The sequence below is a fragment of the Acinetobacter sp. ANC 5600 genome, from assembly GCF_002018395.1.
GTDB lineage: Bacteria > Pseudomonadota > Gammaproteobacteria > Pseudomonadales > Moraxellaceae > Acinetobacter > Acinetobacter amyesii.
On sequence record NZ_MVKW01000001.1, the window covers coordinates 686,544 to 703,999 of the forward strand.

The 17,456-nt window shown below is 41.4% G+C and carries 14 protein-coding genes; 7 read left to right on the plus strand and 7 right to left on the minus strand.

What is annotated here, in order from left to right; translation table 11 throughout:
• Positions 1-118: 118 nt before the first annotated feature.
• Entirely contained in the window at positions 119-2,737 is a 2,619-nt protein-coding gene (acnD, locus tag B1201_RS03420) for a Fe/S-dependent 2-methylisocitrate dehydratase AcnD (RefSeq protein ID WP_078192328.1), read from the minus strand.
• Positions 2,738-3,328: 591 nt separating this feature from the next.
• Here acnD and B1201_RS03425 point away from each other — a divergent pair.
• The 3 genes from B1201_RS03425 (at position 3,329) to B1201_RS03435 (ending at position 6,900) form a co-directional block, all read left to right on the plus strand.
• Positions 3,329-5,428, plus strand: a complete 2,100-nt coding sequence (locus B1201_RS03425; protein WP_078192329.1) for a multicopper oxidase family protein — start codon at positions 3,329-3,331, stop codon at positions 5,426-5,428.
• A gap of 117 nt (positions 5,429-5,545) precedes the next feature.
• Positions 5,546-6,277, plus strand: a complete 732-nt coding sequence (locus tag B1201_RS03430) for a YgfZ/GcvT domain-containing protein (RefSeq protein WP_078192330.1) — start codon at positions 5,546-5,548, stop codon at positions 6,275-6,277.
• A 137-nt stretch (positions 6,278-6,414) separates the two neighbouring features.
• Positions 6,415-6,900 (plus strand): hypothetical protein, encoded by a 486-nt coding sequence (locus B1201_RS03435; RefSeq protein ID WP_078192331.1) that lies wholly within the window; start codon positions 6,415-6,417, stop codon positions 6,898-6,900.
• An 85-nt stretch (positions 6,901-6,985) separates the two neighbouring features.
• Here the strand turns inward: B1201_RS03435 and B1201_RS03440 are convergent, their stop codons facing one another.
• Both B1201_RS03440 and B1201_RS03445 read right to left on the minus strand, forming a co-directional pair.
• Entirely contained in the window at positions 6,986-8,170 is a 1,185-nt protein-coding gene (locus B1201_RS03440; RefSeq protein WP_078192415.1) for a PQQ-dependent sugar dehydrogenase, read from the minus strand.
• A gap of 207 nt (positions 8,171-8,377) precedes the next feature.
• On the minus strand, positions 8,378-8,623 hold the full coding sequence (locus B1201_RS03445) for a hypothetical protein (protein ID WP_078191141.1): 246 nt from the start codon (positions 8,621-8,623) through the stop codon (positions 8,378-8,380).
• A gap of 249 nt (positions 8,624-8,872) precedes the next feature.
• Between B1201_RS03445 and B1201_RS03450 the strand changes: the two genes are divergently transcribed.
• Positions 8,873-9,679 carry a tetratricopeptide repeat protein gene (locus B1201_RS03450; protein WP_078192332.1) on the plus strand — a complete coding sequence of 269 codons (807 nt, stop codon included), beginning with the start codon at positions 8,873-8,875 and terminating at the stop codon, positions 9,677-9,679.
• Between the two features lie 73 nt (positions 9,680-9,752).
• Here the strand turns inward: B1201_RS03450 and B1201_RS03455 are convergent, their stop codons facing one another.
• The 4 genes from B1201_RS03455 to B1201_RS03470 all read right to left on the minus strand — a co-directional run bounded on the left by B1201_RS03455 (position 9,753) and on the right by B1201_RS03470 (position 15,353).
• Positions 9,753-10,682, minus strand: coding sequence for an AEC family transporter (locus tag B1201_RS03455; RefSeq protein WP_078192333.1), 930 nt, complete (start codon positions 10,680-10,682; stop codon positions 9,753-9,755).
• 81 nt (positions 10,683-10,763) lie between these two features.
• On the minus strand, positions 10,764-11,879 hold the full coding sequence (locus B1201_RS03460; protein WP_078192334.1) for an NADH:flavin oxidoreductase/NADH oxidase: 1,116 nt from the start codon (positions 11,877-11,879) through the stop codon (positions 10,764-10,766).
• A 12-nt stretch (positions 11,880-11,891) separates the two neighbouring features.
• Positions 11,892-14,072, minus strand: a complete 2,181-nt coding sequence (locus B1201_RS03465; protein WP_078192335.1) for a TonB-dependent receptor — start codon at positions 14,070-14,072, stop codon at positions 11,892-11,894.
• An 18-nt stretch (positions 14,073-14,090) separates the two neighbouring features.
• Positions 14,091-15,353, minus strand: a complete 1,263-nt coding sequence (locus B1201_RS03470) for a carbohydrate porin (RefSeq protein ID WP_078192336.1) — start codon at positions 15,351-15,353, stop codon at positions 14,091-14,093.
• 389 nt (positions 15,354-15,742) lie between these two features.
• On the opposite strand from B1201_RS03470, the gene mutM reads away from it, so the two are divergent.
• The 3 genes from mutM to B1201_RS03485 all read left to right on the plus strand — a co-directional run bounded on the left by mutM (position 15,743) and on the right by B1201_RS03485 (position 17,444).
• Entirely contained in the window at positions 15,743-16,597 is an 855-nt protein-coding gene (mutM, locus tag B1201_RS03475; protein WP_078192337.1) for a bifunctional DNA-formamidopyrimidine glycosylase/DNA-(apurinic or apyrimidinic site) lyase, read from the plus strand.
• Positions 16,594-16,872: a peptidylprolyl isomerase gene (locus B1201_RS03480; RefSeq protein ID WP_078192338.1), complete on the plus strand. Its 279-nt coding sequence runs from the start codon at positions 16,594-16,596 to the stop codon at positions 16,870-16,872. Before mutM ends, B1201_RS03480 begins: the two co-directional genes overlap by 4 nt.
• A 197-nt stretch (positions 16,873-17,069) precedes the next feature.
• On the plus strand, positions 17,070-17,444 hold the full coding sequence (locus B1201_RS03485) for a hypothetical protein (protein ID WP_005007840.1): 375 nt from the start codon (positions 17,070-17,072) through the stop codon (positions 17,442-17,444).
• Positions 17,445-17,456 lie beyond the last annotated feature (12 nt).

The following is a 17,456-nucleotide window of genomic DNA, read 5'->3' on the forward strand; positions in this document are numbered from 1 at the left end:
CAAATACTTTAATCTCCCCCTTGCGAAGTAATACTTCTCATCTTTTAAAAGAGGGGAACTCCCTCCTTTTTCAAAGGTGAGGAATATATTCCGTAAGGGGACGATTTAAAGAATTACATCAAGCCACATTCCCTTCCAAGAAATCCTGTGCAAAGCGTTGTAACACACCACCCGCTTCATACACATGCACTTCTTCTTCGGTATCCAAACGGCAAGTCACAGGCACTTTAATGATTTCATTTTTGCCATCAGTCGTAGAACGTTCAATCACTAAAGTTAAATCAGAACGCGGTGCAATATTACCAATCACGCTATAAAGCTCAGTACCATCCAGCTTCAAAGTTTTACGGTCTGTCCCAGCTTTAAACTCAAGCGGTAACACACCCATACCCACCAAGTTAGTACGGTGAATACGCTCAAAACCTTCTGCCACAATTACTTCTACACCCGCAAGGCGCACACCTTTGGCAGCCCAGTCACGGCTCGAACCTTGACCGTAGTCCTTACCTGCAATGATGATCAGCGGCTGCTTACGATTCATATAAGTTTCAATCGCTTCCCACATACGCATCACTTCGCCTTCAGGCTCTACACGCGCTTTCGAACCCTGCTTGATGGTACCGTCAGAACGTACCACCATTTCATTAAACAGTTTAGGATTCGCCAAAGTCGCACGTTGCGCTGTTAAATGGTCACCGCGATGCGTTGCATAAGAGTTGAAATCTTCCTCAGGCAAGCCCATTTTCGCCAGATACTCACCGGCTGCCGAATCCATGATGATTGCATTTGATGGTGATAAATGGTCTGTAGTGATGTTATCGCCCAAGATCGCAAGCGGACGCATATTGGCTAAAGTACGCGGTGCAGCCAATGCCCCTTCCCAATACGGCGGACGGCGGATATAAGTACTTTGCGGACGCCAGTCGTATAGTGGGCTTGCCGCTTTTTCACGCTCACCCAAATCAAACATTGGGATATACACTTTCTTAAACTGTTCAGGTTTAACAGCTTCTTTCACCAATGCATCAATTTCAGCATCAGACGGCCAAATGTCTTTTAAGTAAATTGGATTACCGTCTTTGTCATTACCCAATGAATCGGTTTCGATATCAAAACGAATCGTCCCTGCAATGGCATATGCAACTACGAGCGGAGGCGATGCCAAGAACGCTTGTTTTGCATAAGGATGGATACGTCCGTCAAAGTTACGGTTACCTGAAAGTACCGCAGTTGCGTACAAATCACGATCAATAATTTCTTGTTGGATTTTTGGATCTAAAGCACCTGACATACCATTACACGTGGTACATGCATACGCCACGATACCAAAGCCGAGCTTTTCTAAATCACCGAGTACACCAGCTTCTTCGAGGTATAAAGCCGCAGCCTTAGAACCCGGTGCAAAAGATGATTTCACCCAAGGTTTACGCACAAGTCCTAACTCATTAGCTTTACGTGCCAACAAACCTGCTGCAACGGTATTACGGGGGTTAGAAGTGTTTGTACATGAGGTGATTGCTGCAATGATGATTGCGCCATCAGGCATTAAACCTTCAGCTTCCTGAGCTTTAGCCGCTTCTAAGTTACCTGCAATGCCTTTCGCTTTTAAATCAGCGGTTGATACACGTGCATGTGGATTCGATGGACCTGCAATATTACGAGTGACTTGTGATAAATCAAAACGTAGTACACGCGGGTATTCTGCCGCTGTCATATCCGACGCCCAAAGACCAATTTCTTTGGCATAGGTTTCAACCAATTTCACTTGATCCGCTTCACGGCCTGTCAATGTCAGGTAATCAATGGTGTTTTGGTCAATGTAGAACATCGCAGCCGTTGCGCCATATTCAGGGGTCATGTTCGAGATCGTTGCACGGTCGCCTACAGACATACTGTCTGCACCTTCACCGAAGAACTCTAAATAAGCACCGACGACACGTTCTTTACGCAAGAATTCTGTAAGCGCTAACACGATATCAGTTGCGGTGATGCCTGCTTTACGCTGACCGACAAGCTCTACACCAATGATGTCTGGCAGACGCATCCAAGATGCTCGGCCAAGCATCACATTTTCAGCTTCGAGTCCTCCGACACCAACAGAAATTACACCCAATGCATCAGTATGCGGCGTATGTGAGTCTGTGCCCACGCAGGTATCTGGGAATGCGACACCTTCACGGTTTTGAATCACTGGAGACATTTTCTCCAAGTTAATTTGGTGCATGATACCGTTGCCCGCAGGGATCACATCAACATTTTCAAATGCTGTTTTGGTCCATTCAATGAAATGGAAACGGTCTTCGTTGCGACGATCTTCAATTGCGCGGTTTTTCTCAAAAGCGTCTGGGTCAAAACCGCCAAACTCTACAGCTAGAGAATGGTCAACAATCAGCTGCGTTGGAACAACAGGATTGACTTTTGACGGGTCGCCACCTTGGTCAGCAATCGCATCACGCAAGCCTGCAAGGTCAACCAATGCGGTTTGGCCTAAGATGTCATGGCACACCACACGTGCAGGGTACCAAGGGAAATCGTGGTCTTGTTTACGGTTAATCAGTTCTTTTAAAGACTGTTCTAAGATTGCAGGGTCGCATTTACGAACCAACTGCTCTGCAAGGACTTTAGATGTATATGGGAGTTTTGCGTATGCGCCTGGCTGAATATCTTCTACGGCTTGGCGTACATCGAAGTATTCTAGCTGGGTGCCTTGCAGCGGTTTACGGTAGTTGTTGTTCATAGCGTTCCTGCCCTCGGTCTTTCATTTTTTTGCGTTGTCTTTTTCATAGACAATTCATCTTTGTTCGATAGGCATACTACACTGCCGAAAACCCATTTCCCAAATCTCATATATTTCATAGAGTTAAATATAAAAACAGGGGTTTTTGAAATATTTAGTTACACTAACTTTGGAATATTCGCTCTAAATGTGAATTTTTTTGAAAAATAGCTGCAAATCTGCCTCATTCTTTAGTCTAAGGAAAATTGCACTGCATAATATTTAATCTAAATATCAACCAAATTGATTAAAAATCAGTCTTATCAATTTTAGTATTTAATAATCAAGGCATTAAATTATTTTATTAGCTCATTGCGCCTCAAAGTCACAATGTGAATCAAAACACGGTTTTATTATTTATTTTATCTTAATTCTCAATTTATCCCTATTTGCAGGGATAGCGTCGAATCACCCCACTTTCAGATAATAAAAGCACGACATACAAGCACAGTAATTCACTGTATTCGCCAAAATAATCACAATATTTACAAAACCTTAGCTAAATAAATCTGCGATTACTGTTCTACCGTCATTATGCTTTGGGGAAAGATCATGACAAAATTTAAAACTATCATTGGGGCTGGCTGCCTCTTAAGCTGTCTCAGCTTCATTGCCTGTGGCGACAACGACCAATCGACAACAGATTCGACGACTCAAGAAGAGGAAGTAGACTCACCGACTGTCATCTCGAATCCACCACGTTTGAAAGCCAATGCACAAGGTGAGCATGAACTGCTGATTGCCTATAAACGCCAAGCCTTATACGACCCTGAAACGGGTGAAAATGACCTATTACAGGTCAGAGGCTATCTGACTAAACCTGAACTCTGGAACTCGAAAAATAGCGATGGCAGTGTCTCTGATGTACTGGTTGGCCCACAAATTCGTGCGAAACAAGGTGACAATTTAAAAATTCATCTGGTCAATCACCTCCCTGTTGAATCGACGGAGACCTGTCCAAGTCCAGTGACCAATATTAACCAAGGGAACTGTTTTAACACCACAAATTTACATACACATGGTCTTTGGGTTAGCCCGCAAGGAAATAGTGACAACGTATTTTTGAGCTTAAAACCTCAGCAAGATTTTCATTACGAATTTAAGATCGAACCGAATCATCCTGCGGGAACATTTTGGTATCACTCGCATGTGCATGGTTCAACCGCGATTCAGGTCTCAAGTGGCATGGCTGGCCCTTTGATTATTGAGGGAGAGCGGAAACCTGTCATTCGTCAGGGGCAAATTCAGCAGACTGGAGATTTGGACATCTTATGGAAAAATCAAAAAACCCAGCAGTATGACCATGAAAAAATCATGCTATTCCAGCAGATTCAATACAATGAAGATTGCGACAGCAATTTAAGCCAAGTGAATGGTACACCCTGCATCTATAGCTTAGAAGATTATTCAAAACTCGACATACCCACCTCATGGGCGGATGAAAATCGTTTTACCAGTATCAATGGCAAAATGTTTGGTGAAATTAAGGTGGATCAGAACCAATACCACCGCTGGCGCATGATTCACGGCGGTATCCGTGACACCATTGGTTTGACCATCAAAGAACTACCTGATTCTGCGCTCTTTACCGCAGAGCAAACCCTGAGCGAATGTCAAAAGTATCAAAGCAAGTCGATGTCTTCACAGTTTAAAACGCTGAAAACATTACCGTTATATACCCTTGCACAAGACGGCTTGACCATGGGAAAAATCCAAAAGCAAGGGGTTGAAATTTTTCAACCGGGTTATCGCTTTGATGCGATGCTCTCCTTCCCGACCACCAATAAATACTGTGTATACGATGCCAAGCTGAATCTGGAAGATGAAATTAATGCGCCTGAATCAAGTCCGTTACTTCGTCGCGCACCAGAAGAAAAACTCAATACACAGCTCCTCGGTTGGGTCAATGTGCAAGCAACTCAACTACCGCAGCAAACGCCGTTTAACTTCTTAAAAAGTCAGGCCACCCAACTAAAACTGGCACCAGAAGTGATTGCACAGCTCGAACAGGGTGATTTATCAGCCTTTATCTCTCATGCGAGTTTAATGACTGCTGAAGTCGATGAAATGCTCAAAACGATGGCGAAGCAAATCACCAACTTTGACATTCTGTTCAATGCAGATGGCAGCTTTAAATTTGGTATTCGTCATGCCGAAGAAGGTACCTTGATCAGCTTTGGCGATGCCTACTATGATGAAGACCATACCCACCATAGCTATGTCCGCAAGCTTCCAATCGGGCAAACTCAAGAGTGGGAGTTAAGCAGTAATGTTGCCAGTCATCCCTTCCATATTCATGTCAATCCATTCCAAGTCGTGAAAATATTGAATGAAAATGGTGTCGATGTCAGCGCCATCGGCAGCTCAGATAAAGATGGTGCAGGAAATATTGACTCGCAATACCATGGAATGAAAGGCGTTTGGAAAGATACGCTCTTCGTCAAACACGGCTATAAAATCTTTGTACGCAGTAAATACGAAAAATTTGAAGGCGACTTCGTTCTGCACTGCCATATTTTAGACCATGAAGATCAAGGCATGATGGAAACCGTGCGTATTTGTGGCGATCAATATGATTGTAATAGTGAACCGCCTTCGCATCATTCCACTATGGATATGACTGCAAGCGATATGCCTACACACAATCACTAAGACAGATCTCTGCTGTACAAAAGCCCATATCAATATGGGCTTTTTGTTTGCCTAACACTGCGGCTTGCTGCAAAATAACATGATTAATGATATCTAAAATTTATACTGAGGCTGGTCATGACAACGTCTATGGCATTCACATCTTTTTCTCTCAACGGTGTCGATGCACAAAAATTTCTACAAGGGCAAGTGACTTTGCATGTTGAACGCCTTGAAGAAAATGCAACACGTTATACCGCAATCTGCGACCTCAAAGGCCGTATTCATTTTGGTTTATGGCTCACCAAACACAGTGCTGAAATTTTTTCTATTGTCACTACAGCAGATCAAGCCGAAGAATTTGCCAAACATATTAAAAAATATGGTGCATTTTCTAAGATGAAACTTGAAGAAACTGGTGCAGTTTTTCCAAGTTTAGTCGGTGATGAAACGACATTTGTTTCGGAACCGACGGATGTTGTTGCATGGGAAATTCAAGCGATTCAAGCGGGTCAGGCCTATATCGATCAAGCGATTGAACATGTGTTCCAACCGCAAGAGTTACGTCTACATCAGCGTGAAGGCGTCCACTATGACAAAGGCTGTTATTTGGGTCAGGAAGTGATTGCACGTTTATGGTTTAAAGCTAAACCGAAAGCTTGGCTGCATGCGATTTCAGGTACAGGCGCTGCTCCTGCACAAGGCGAACAGCTGAATAAAGGCGTACAAGTGGTCAATAGCGCGGCTGTTGAAAATGGTTACGTGGCTTTAGTTGTGGCACGCCCAGAAGCTTTAGAAGAGTTAGATGTGACAGTTTTAGCCTTGCCTGAAGCATTGAATGGTGATGTGGCACGTCCGCAGTCAGCTTAAATTAATTCAGAAGATAGCTACATTTAGCTATCTTCTTTTATAATAAATCTAAGTTTTAAATTTTAAAATTCATCATGTTAATTTGACTATTTTTAAACTAAAATGCACTCCGAATTTTAACAATAAACTATATAACGATGCATCAGACACAATTTCAAGACCCAAAGCATAAGTTAATCGCACTCTACTATGGTGGTTTTTCAATATTAGCAGTTTTAATGATATTTTATTTTATTGGTTTTCTTAATCTGTTCTCAATTAACAATATTATTTATCTACTGTTCCTTCTTCAACTTATCATTACAATTTCTGGCAGTTATCTTTACTGGAAACAAAACATTAAAGGTTTAATAACCCTAAAATGGATAAGTTTTAGTTTGATCTTCCTTATATGTACGCCTTATTTTTTATATATTCCAAATATTGCACTTATTTTTGGTTTTTACATAGAAGCAACTCCTGATTCTTTTTTCTATCTACTAAAAGCACATATAGGCTACAACACGTCAATAAAATTCAATACAGCTGGAACTTTGCCTTGGGGCTTTGGTTTAAATTTTATTGAGTTAATTATGTTCTTACGTTTTAGAAAAATTTTAAAAGAAACTCTACAGCAAACATAGAAATAGAAGAGTTAGAATCCTCTCTCATTAATGATCATATTTTATAACATCAAACCCACAGCCAAAGCCTAAAGACTTTGGCTTTTTAATCACTCATTTTTTCCCTCACATAATAAATCACCCCTGCCCGATCATCTGAAAAATAAAAAGATTTTTCATCGACCTTATAAATATCAGCAGGTCGCCCATGCACCGTTTTACCGACTAAAAAGCCATCCATAAAGGTTTCAAGTTTTTGTCCTTTACGCATCATTGCAATTTGATAGCCATGGCCAATCGCCTCGTCGGTAGAGCCATGCAAAGCCACTAAAAAAGCATTTTTAATGGTGGAATCGGTATGAGGGTCATCAAAATAATCAAAACCCAATGCAGAGGAATGTGAAGGGAAATAAGTATAGGGCGATGGAACATTTTTACAGCCAGATGCACGTTTAAATTTAGCATCCGCCAAGACTTTGCCCTGCCATGAATAACATGCGGGCCAGCCATAATCGGCATCCCGCTTTAACGCATAAAAAGTTTCATCAGGCTTTTTACTTCCCAAATGATCAGAACCTTGATTGGTCGCAAATAGAAATCTACCGATCCATTTTAATCCAACTGCATTACGCAAACCTGTCGCATAAATCCGTTGCTCTGAACCATCAGGATTCATCTCGATGACGGATGCTCGCACTTTTCCTTTTTCTACACAGGCGTTACAACTCGAACCAACCGACACATAAACTTTTCCATTCCCACCAATAGCAATCGTCCGCGTCAGATGCCAACCGCCGTATTTATAACTCAAACCATAATCGGGAAATGTCGCTAAAACTTCAGCCTTACTCGAAGGCTGAGTTTCTCCTCTACTAAATTTTTGCCGTGTCAGTTGGTGCGTTTCCGCCAAATAGAGCCAATCCTGTCCTTGAGCATCAGTATAAAACTGAACTGAATTTGGATTTCTCAAACCGGTCAGATAAGGAATGATTTTGCCAAATTTACCGGTGTCAGCATTCCAATCATCCAATATATACACAGTACCTTTTTTATTATCTGTTAGATCATACATATCCGTGACAAACATTCTGCGATCAGGCGCTTGCGCAAAAAAGCGTACCCGTTTGAGACCTTCAGCAGCAGGAATGATCTCGAAATTTGCAGGCAAATTTAAAGAAAACTGCTTGCCATTTTTTAAATGGATTGGATGCGGAACAAGCTTGGGTTGTTGAGCCCAACTGGTTATTGAACAGACGAAACTAAGGATCAAGATGGCACTTATTTTTATCATATTTAAATACATCTCAATGAATCATGTATATCTGTATTCATCATAGATGCCTTGTATCTATTTTATTCAATTTATATTTTTAGAAAATATTATACTTTTGAAAATTAAGGTTTTTTAAATCACATACGCTGGTGCAGTACACAACAAACAAAAATAAGGAGGAACTTTATTCCCCCTCACTTCTTCATTTTTAAATCATGATTTTAATCAAAATCCATGAAACAGCTTATTCATGTCTTTGCATACATATTCTTTAAAATGATAGGCGCGCGCATGTTTGGCATCAAATTTAGCTTCCAAATCGCCTTTTTTGAAAATATAAACACGATCCTCTTTACTGACTAAAAACTCTGCGCCCAGTTTCATCAAAAGCGCATCGATTTTATCTTCATCTGCAATCGATTCATCTGCATTAATTTTATCGTAATTGCGTTTAATGCCTTTAATAAACATCGCGCTGCCTCAGAGAAAATAACAATGCGCGATTAAATCAGAGTCCTGCTTTTTTGCAAAGGCTTTTGATGCAATTAAGTCATGGCATTTAAAGCGCTAACGGCAATCAACATTATTTTATAAAAACGCTTTAAATCACAATTCCTCACTTTACATTTACGTAAATCTACCTATGATGTAAAAACCGACAAAAATAACCACCAAAACACATAAACGGAATTATGTGTATGATTTACAAAAGGTTTCAAGATGAAAAAAATCCTACTCGCAAGCATTTTGGCAATGAGCACTCAACTCGCTTTTGCTGAAACTAAAACAGATGCCGTCGATCCTGAATTTGCTAAAGTGGAAGCTATGGTCAAGGCCAAAGATATGAATGGCGCCTACCAAACACTGAGCAAGCTTGCAGCAAAAGGTAATGCTCAGGCTATTTATAATTTGGGCTATCTTACTCAAACAGGTCAAGGCGTAGCGAAGGATGAGAAAAAAGCCATCCAACTCTATGAACAGGCTGCAGCCAAAGGCTACCCTGTTGCAAACTATGTTTTAGGTAAAAATTATGCAACGGGCACACTGGGCTTAAAACAAGATACCAACAAAGCCAAACAATATTTAGAACGCGCATCTTCGTCAGGTTTTGAAGATGCCTCCATCGACTATGCCATTTTACTTTTTGCAGAAAATAAACCTGAGTCAGATAAATTGGCACTCAGTAAACTTGATCCGCTGATTAAAAAAGGCAACTACCCTGCGATTCATGCCAAAGCGCTTTATGACATCAGTGCTGGCTTTAAAGCTAAAAATGAAAAGCCTATTCAGCAAGGTCTAAATAGCATTCAAGAGTTAGCGAAAAAAGGTTATGTCCCTGCATTGATGGCAGTGGGCAATATGTTTGTAAATGGCAATATCATCCCACAAAATTTGCCTGAAGCTAAAAAAATATTCAGTGCATTAGCCAAAGAAAATATTCCGCAAGCCAAAGAATCTTTGGCAACCGTGGATAAAATGATTGCTGAACAAGCCAAAGCACCAAAAGCCAATGTGAAAAAGAGTTAATTGAGCATTAAAAAAAGCCCTGCACATGCAGGGCTTTTTTCATGGGTTTAAGCAAATCTTGAGCTGATCAAAATCACGTCCACCACAAACTGATTAATACACCTGTTACGACAAAGCCCAAGATGGTACTCATCAACAAAGGCGTTAAGGTCTTTTCATTTAAGCCATAAACTTGTCCTAGCATGGCAAAAATCGTTGGCATCGGTAATGCGGCAATAATCGTCCCTGCATATAACATCTCTTGGCTGACATCGGTCAAATAGTGTAAGCCCAAATAAGTCAGTAAAGGCATCACCAAGTTGCTTGAAATCACCAAATAGAAGCTCTGAGCATTCACATACTTTAAGCTCATACCGACAATCCCTCCACCAATTGCAAACAGCGCCAATGGTGAAGCTGTTTGACCTAACATCGCTAGTACATCATTGATTTGATGTGGCAAACGGATTTGGAAAATTGCAAATCCAATCCCTAACATTACCCCTGCAAAGAGTGGATTTTTTAACAGGGTCATTAAGGTATTTTTGATGATGTCGCCAATATTGGCTTTTTGCTGTGAACTTCCTAATTGTGCAAGGACCAGCACCGTTGGAATCAGTAGCACACTTTCAATAATGACGATCAGTGAGGTATAGGTCATCGCATTTTGACCGACCAACAAGCTTAGCACTGCAGTGCCAATTAAGCCTGTATTTGACATGCCAGCCCCTAGTGACAGTACCGCTGTTTGCGACATATTATTTTTAAAATGTGTCGACAATAGCCAATAGGCCATGCCATACAATAAAAATGTGACTCCGGTATAAACAAAGAAATAGCCGGGATACCAAATTTGATGCAAATCTTTAGAAGCTAATGACTGAAAAAACAAAGCCGGCAGTGCAATCTTAATCACAAATGCACCAATGGTTCCGACCTGTTCTTTACTCAATAAACTGCATTTTACAGACAGATATCCCAAGGCCAAAAGAAAAAAGATTGGACCAATCACCTCAAAGACCATACGAAATATCCTGTGTAATAGACTCTTCCATCCACACCCTCAACCTGAGAGTGTAGATCGGACCGCTATAAATTTTGATAATTAGAAAGCCGTAAATTGACTTCTTTGTGCATGCGGCTGACAGCGTAAGTACTGCGGAGAAATTTTTAGATTTTCACCGAGTTCAGCAGCGGCATGCCATGGCCAACGCGGGTCATATTGAATTGCACGAGCAAGACCAATCGCATCTGCCATGCCATATTGTAAGATGCCTTCGGCTTGCATTGCTTCGGTAATTAAACCCACAGCAATTACGGGAACCTGAACGGCTTGCTTAATGGCTTCAGCAAAAGGCACTTGATAACTGGCTTGTAATTGAATTTTTTGGGCCACATCTAAGCCGCCACTAGAAACATGAATATAGGCTGTGCCTAGTTGTGCAAGCGCTTTTGACAAGCCAACAGCCGAGTCTAGATCCCAACTCGGTGCTTCAGTATATTCCATCCAGTCAGTTGCAGAAATACGTACCCCAATTGGATAATCTTCAGGAACGGCATTTTTCATGGCTTGGAACACTTCAAGCGTCAGCCGAATGCGATTTTCCAGACTGCCACCATATTCATCGCTACGCTGATTCGACAATGGCGACATAAATTGATGCAGCAAATAACCATGTGCGGCATGTAGCTCAATTAAGTCAAAGCCTGCATCTACCGCTCGTTTTGCTGAATCGGCAAAGTCTTGAATGATCTGCTGGATTTCATCTCGACTTAAAGCATGGGGTGCATGATCTGTGGGATTAAAGGGCAAATTACTGGCTGAAACAGTCTGCCATCCTTGAGGATGATCAGGGGGTAATTGTCCACGTCCTGCCCACGGTTTATCTGTCGATGCCTTACGACCCGCATGTGCCAGTTGGATAGCAAATGGCATAGGTGAAAGTGATTTCACCTTGGCCAATAGTGCCTTCATCTGCGCGCGTTGCATATCATTCCAAAGGCCGAGGTCTGCATAGCTAATGCGCCCCTCTGCCTGTACAGCCGTTGCCTCGACGATACAAAGTCCGGCACCTGACAATGCATAATTCGCCCATTGTTGCTCATGCCAATAGCTTAACTCCCCTTGCTCATTGGCAGAATACTGACACATGGGTGCAATCACGATTCGATTACTCAGCCCCAATGTTCCAAACTGAATTGGTTGAAATAACAACGCCACATCACTCTCCTTTTAGAAGGCTTTGGTCACACTTAATCCTGCACTCCAATTCACCCCATCCGCGGGTTCAAAGAAGCGTCCATTTCCATCATTGACGATCACTGAACCGACATAGTTTTCATCAAACAAATTATCTGCACGTACATAGGTTTTAACTTTCCAATCTGCTTGTTTCCACACATAACCAGCGTTGGCAGAAACCACGGTATAGCTCGACGCAGCATCACTGTTGGCATCATCGACATAGACTTTATCCATATAGCGAACATCTAGGCCGGCATTAAAGCCAATATCTGGCTGCCAATTCAGTGCGGCAAACGCTTGGTTTTTGGCAATACCCGGAATTTTCGCACCCGATCTAATAGATGACGCTTTAGGTTTCGCTGGATCTGTAGGATTCGGTATTTCTGGAACAAAAGCATCAAATGTGGCATCGATATAACTGTAACTTGCTTGCGCACTTAAATCTCGCCATAGCTGTTTATTCCACGAAAGCTCAACACCTTCACGTAAGGTTTTATCGGCATTTCTATAGGTTGCACGCCCTTCCTCTGTCCCAGCAGAAACGATGTCATCTTGAGTTTTGCTTTGGAACACCGCTGCAGTGAAATTCCCCCATGCATTTCGTGATTTAAGCCCAAGCTCGTAGTTATTGCTACTGGCTGGTTTTAAATCAAAATTCATGCCGTCATCTTTGGAATAGGCCATTTCTGTAAAGGTCGGTGTTTCAAAACCTTTGGCATAACTGGCATAGGCATTCAGTTGAGGCGCAATATTCCAGCTGACTGCTGCTGAAGGTAAAACTTTGTCATAGTCAGTTTTACCGCTGTCATCCTTATTTAAACCCACGACATATTTATCGTCAGATTCATAATGAACATTGCTATATCGTAGCCCTGTATCTAAAGTCCAATTGGGTAAAAAATTCCACGAAGCTTGTACATAGGGGTCTAAATTCCACAAGGTGTTATTTTCATTTCGACGAATATTGCCTTTCTTGCCAAAATTTCCATTGGCATCAAAATTTTCATAGCCCTTACGGTCTTCATCCATATAATCAAAGGCAAGGCCTGCAGTAAAACGCGTATTCGGCAAGAGGTCTTTGCCTGTCCAGCGAATATCTGTTCCATAATAATCACGGCTAAAATCAATCACACCACCTGCATGTCTTTGATTTAATTGAATGGTATTCGGGATACAATCTTTTGTACCTATTTTTAAAGCACATTTTGGAATTGATTGATATTGGGTGACATTACGTTGCCCCATATATACCATTGCATTAAGTTCATGCTGATCATTCAATGGTTTTTTCCACGTCAACCCAGTTTGAGTTTGGCTAATTTCCTTACGTACATCATAAGTATTATTGGCATCATTAACTTGTTTCAGATTTTGACGCAATTGCTCCCGATTCAGACCTTGTGGGTCATCGGCATTGATATCCACATGATTCACAATCCAATTGACCTTGGAACCATCATCCAAATCCCACGTCAGTTTTGCATTGCTGAGTACCTTATTTGCAGCACTATGATCACGGTAACCATCAGTTTCAAAATAAGAAGAACTGACAACATAGCTAGGCTCATTGGCCCGTTCTGAGCCACCTTGCAGCACAATATCAGCACGACTTTTATGATGACTGCCGCCCGAATAGCCGAGTTCGATAGTGTCTTTTCCAGTACCTTGCTTGGTTGTTGTTAAGATTGCCCCACCCGAAGAATTACCGTATAAAGAGGAAAATGGCCCACCCAATACCTCGATATGATTTAAGCTACTCATATCGATATTTGATGTCTGTCCCTGACCATCCGGCATGGTCGCAGGGATTCCATCAACATATAAACGGATACCACGCACACCAAATGTTGAACGTGCGCCAAAGCCTCGCATAGACAGTTGCAAGTCTTGTGCATAGTTTTCACGGTTATTCAGTTGTAGTCCGGGCACACCTTTTAAGGTTTCAGACAGATTCACACCCGTATTGTTATTATTTTCAGCCTGCTGTACCCGGTATACCGATGCCGGTGTTTTTAACCATGTGGTATTGGTTCGTGGTGCTTCAATGGTAATCTCAGGAAGTAAAACAGGTTCCGTAGAACCTGTTTCTGCATACAACTGTTGGCTAATACATGCCGTCAGGCAAAGTAAATGTGTCTTAAATGATGTGACGTTAAATTTACTTTGCATAGAGCACCTATTTTGACATTAGAATATTACCTTAGAGCTTAAACCAATTAGGAAAGCATCATCAACCCGATTTGTTGAGCCTGGGTTAATCACATATTGTAAACTTGGGCGAATCATCAACCATTTCGTAGGGTTATGGCTATAGTTCAACTCGACATTATATTCTGCGCTTGCATCAAATTTTTCAGCAGAAAGTCGATCATTGACATGCACACGGTTCACGCCCAAGCCAACCATATCGTTAGGCAAACGATCGGCCAATCCAATGTATTTCAAACCTAGCTGCTGTGAGTTATCAACTTTTGTGGTGACACGATCATGCCAAGTAAAATTGGCAAAGCTATGCAAACCACGTTTGCCTTCACCTGTAGACGTTAACTGTTGCTCAATCGCGACCCAACCACCAAAGGTACGATCTTCTGCTTCGCCCGAAATAATGTCTTTTTGATTTTTGACATTATCTGCGGTGTTGTACATCGCACCAAAGCGGTAGCTCCCCGGTAAGCCATTGACCAATGATTTTGGTGTCCAAACCAATTCTACGGGAATAGTTACGCCATCAGCATGATCTGTATCTAGACTCCAACCTTGACCTTCTGCTTTGGCATTACCATTGTCAGGGTTAAATTCGTAAACACCGACTTGTGCCGCAAGTTCTGGCGTTGCTTGGTATTTCACACGTCCACCCCATTGTGAAACTGGAGTATTCATCCACATAGAACCTTGCCATTTACCCATTTGCGCTGCACAAAATGCGGTGCTGGCAAAGTCACATGCCATCACGTTAAAGTCCATACCTAGACCTAAACGACCTGCTTTTACACTAATACCTTGTTCTTTAAAATTCTTTTCAATCGATAATTCAGTTAAGCGACTGTCCTGATTACCACGACCAAAATTGGCTTGTGCATTTGCCAATTGAGGAACATCTCCTTGCAAATCACGAACTGAGGTACTTTGACCTTGACGAGCAGTCATTACAGCACGCACAGTCACGCCATCCCAACCTGCGAGTTTTTCCATATCAAGCTGTGTACCTAACCACAATTGGCTGGCTACCGTTGCTGAATGTCCCGGATTACGACCGCCATCGGCAAGATAGGCAGCATCAGCAGCAATATTGGCCTCAAACTTCACACCTTGTTGTGCAAGTTCGGTACGTTTACCATCCCAATCCCCGAGCATGTACTGACCTTTAGTGTCGAATGCTTCTGCGGCGTGAACATGTGTCATGGCTGCTGCAACAAATGCAGGTAGAAGAGCTAGACTGTATTTTTTCATGGTAAAACCTAAATCTGGAGAGAGTCTCTAGACAAGCCACAAGGCTTGAAATCTAATGTCACAAAAATTACATAATTTTTCACGTTCTATCTCAGCATTATTTTTATCATTCACCAAACTTTAATTTATCAATAAGTGACTTTAAATAAATCTATTGTTATGCAATATTTTTAGTGATTATTTTTCAATATCTTATATATCTATTAATTCAATTGTTTAACTTCTGATCGCTTTTTCAAACTCATTATTGTGACTTGTTGGTTTATTATTCTCACAATTAATAATCAATAACCTATTCATACACTCCCTTAGGCCGCGATGAAACTTGCATTATGTAGGGCTAGACCCAATAGTATGCATAACTTGAATGATCCATTGCTTCGACCTTTATGCCTGAATTACCAGAAGTAGAAACCACTAAAACCAGTTTATTGCCATTATTGAATGAAAAGGTTCTCAAAGTTGAGGTTTTTCAGTCGAGCCTGCGTTGGCCTATTCCTGACGACATTCAAAAACTCGTCGGTCAAAAGCTGCTTCAGCTCAGCCGTCGATCAAAATATATTTTGGCTGAATTTGAACATGACTGCATGCTGTGGCATTTGGGCATGTCTGGCAGTTTTCGGATTTGTGAAGGTGATGAAGCATTACGAAAGCATGATCATCTGGTGATTCATTTTGAAGATATGCAATTACGCTATCACGATCCACGACGTTTTGGCTGTATTTTATGGTTAGATGCATCGTCTCAAAGCAAACTGATTGACACGCTTGGCCCTGAACCGCTGAGTGATGACTTTAATGCTGAATACTTATTCCAAAAATTTAAAAATAAGCAGACCAGTATCAAAGTATCGATCATGGACAATCATATTGTGGTTGGTGTCGGCAATATCTATGCAACGGAAAGCTTATTTAACTTAGGCATACACCCTGCGCAGCCTGCATCAAGTTTGAGTTTTGAACAAGTTGAAAAAATGGTCATCGAAATCAAACGTATTTTAAAACAGGCAATTGATTTAGGCGGTTCGACGTTACGTGATTACACCAATGCGATGGGCGAAAATGGTTATTTCCAACAAACTCTGCTCGCCTACGGACGTGCCGGTGAAATGTGCATCAACTGTGAAACCATCTTGCAAAATATCAAACTAGGGCAACGTGCATCGGTGTTTTGCCCAGAGTGTCAGCCTTTAAAAAAGGTTAAAATGCTGACTAAGAAAACCGTGAAAGGAAATAAAGCATGAAGTCTGCGATTGTTCGCCACATATTAGTCAAAGATAAAGAACTATGTGAGCAACTGAAAAAGAAAATCAAAGGCGGTGCGGACTTTGCCAAAATTGCAAAGCAGCATTCGACATGCCCTTCGGGTAAAAAAGGCGGTGAGCTTGGCGACATTAAAAAAGGCCAACTGGTTGGTCCAATTGATAAGGCGGTATTTACCCTACCCGAACGTGAACTGCATGGTCCGATCAAAAGCCAATTTGGCTGGCATTTATTAGAAATTAAGTTTCGGATGTAACATAGCACCCACATTGAACATGCTATAACGAGTATATCGCGAATATGTGCTTTTCATCTTAAAGCACATAATCCCAGTATTTTTTTCAATCGTTCAGAACATTGGCTGGCGGTTTTCAATCATATAATATAAATCATAGCAACCAGATAACATTGCACTAAATCAATTCTACTTAATAATAAATAAAGGACATTCCATTGGGCTATTACAACTATTTTCGTCTTGGCACTGTCGATACAACAGATTTTACAATCATTCGAGGTGAACGAAAGCATGCACTTATCCAAGCATTATATGATGATCAAGATATGAACCCTCATGGTGAAGTCCAGTTGGCACTAGATTTAGATGGGAATCGTAACGATGAATCAAAATGGTATGATGCGATACAGCAAATTAGCAAATTATCCAAAAATCACCCTTTAGTCTTATTTATATTAGGTCAACAAGCCTGCGCACCCGAATCACCTGAAGAAGCAAATGAAGTATTTACAGGCATTCGAAATGGCATTGTTTTTTCGACATCAGAACCTAAGTTTATGAAAATGACGCCTCAACAAAATTCACAATAAAAAACGGCGCTT

Excerpts from the sequence above, each read along its gene's own strand:
- acnD (WP_078192328.1), bottom strand. The coding sequence starts at position 2,737 with ATGAACAACAACTACCGTAAACCGCTGCAAGGCACCCAGCTAGAATAC.
- B1201_RS03425 (WP_078192329.1), top strand. The coding sequence starts at position 3,329 with ATGACAAAATTTAAAACTATCATTGGGGCTGGCTGCCTCTTAAGCTGT.
- B1201_RS03430 (WP_078192330.1), top strand. The coding sequence starts at position 5,546 with ATGACAACGTCTATGGCATTCACATCTTTTTCTCTCAACGGTGTCGAT.
- B1201_RS03435 (WP_078192331.1), top strand. The coding sequence starts at position 6,415 with ATGCATCAGACACAATTTCAAGACCCAAAGCATAAGTTAATCGCACTC.
- B1201_RS03440 (WP_078192415.1), bottom strand. The coding sequence starts at position 8,170 with ATGATAAAAATAAGTGCCATCTTGATCCTTAGTTTCGTCTGTTCAATA.
- B1201_RS03445 (WP_078191141.1), bottom strand. The coding sequence starts at position 8,623 with ATGTTTATTAAAGGCATTAAACGCAATTACGATAAAATTAATGCAGAT.
- B1201_RS03450 (WP_078192332.1), top strand. The coding sequence starts at position 8,873 with ATGAAAAAAATCCTACTCGCAAGCATTTTGGCAATGAGCACTCAACTC.
- B1201_RS03455 (WP_078192333.1), bottom strand. The coding sequence starts at position 10,682 with ATGGTCTTTGAGGTGATTGGTCCAATCTTTTTTCTTTTGGCCTTGGGA.
- B1201_RS03465 (WP_078192335.1), bottom strand. The coding sequence starts at position 14,072 with ATGCAAAGTAAATTTAACGTCACATCATTTAAGACACATTTACTTTGC.
- B1201_RS03470 (WP_078192336.1), bottom strand. The coding sequence starts at position 15,353 with ATGAAAAAATACAGTCTAGCTCTTCTACCTGCATTTGTTGCAGCAGCC.
- mutM (WP_078192337.1), top strand. The coding sequence starts at position 15,743 with ATGCCTGAATTACCAGAAGTAGAAACCACTAAAACCAGTTTATTGCCA.
- B1201_RS03480 (WP_078192338.1), top strand. The coding sequence starts at position 16,594 with ATGAAGTCTGCGATTGTTCGCCACATATTAGTCAAAGATAAAGAACTA.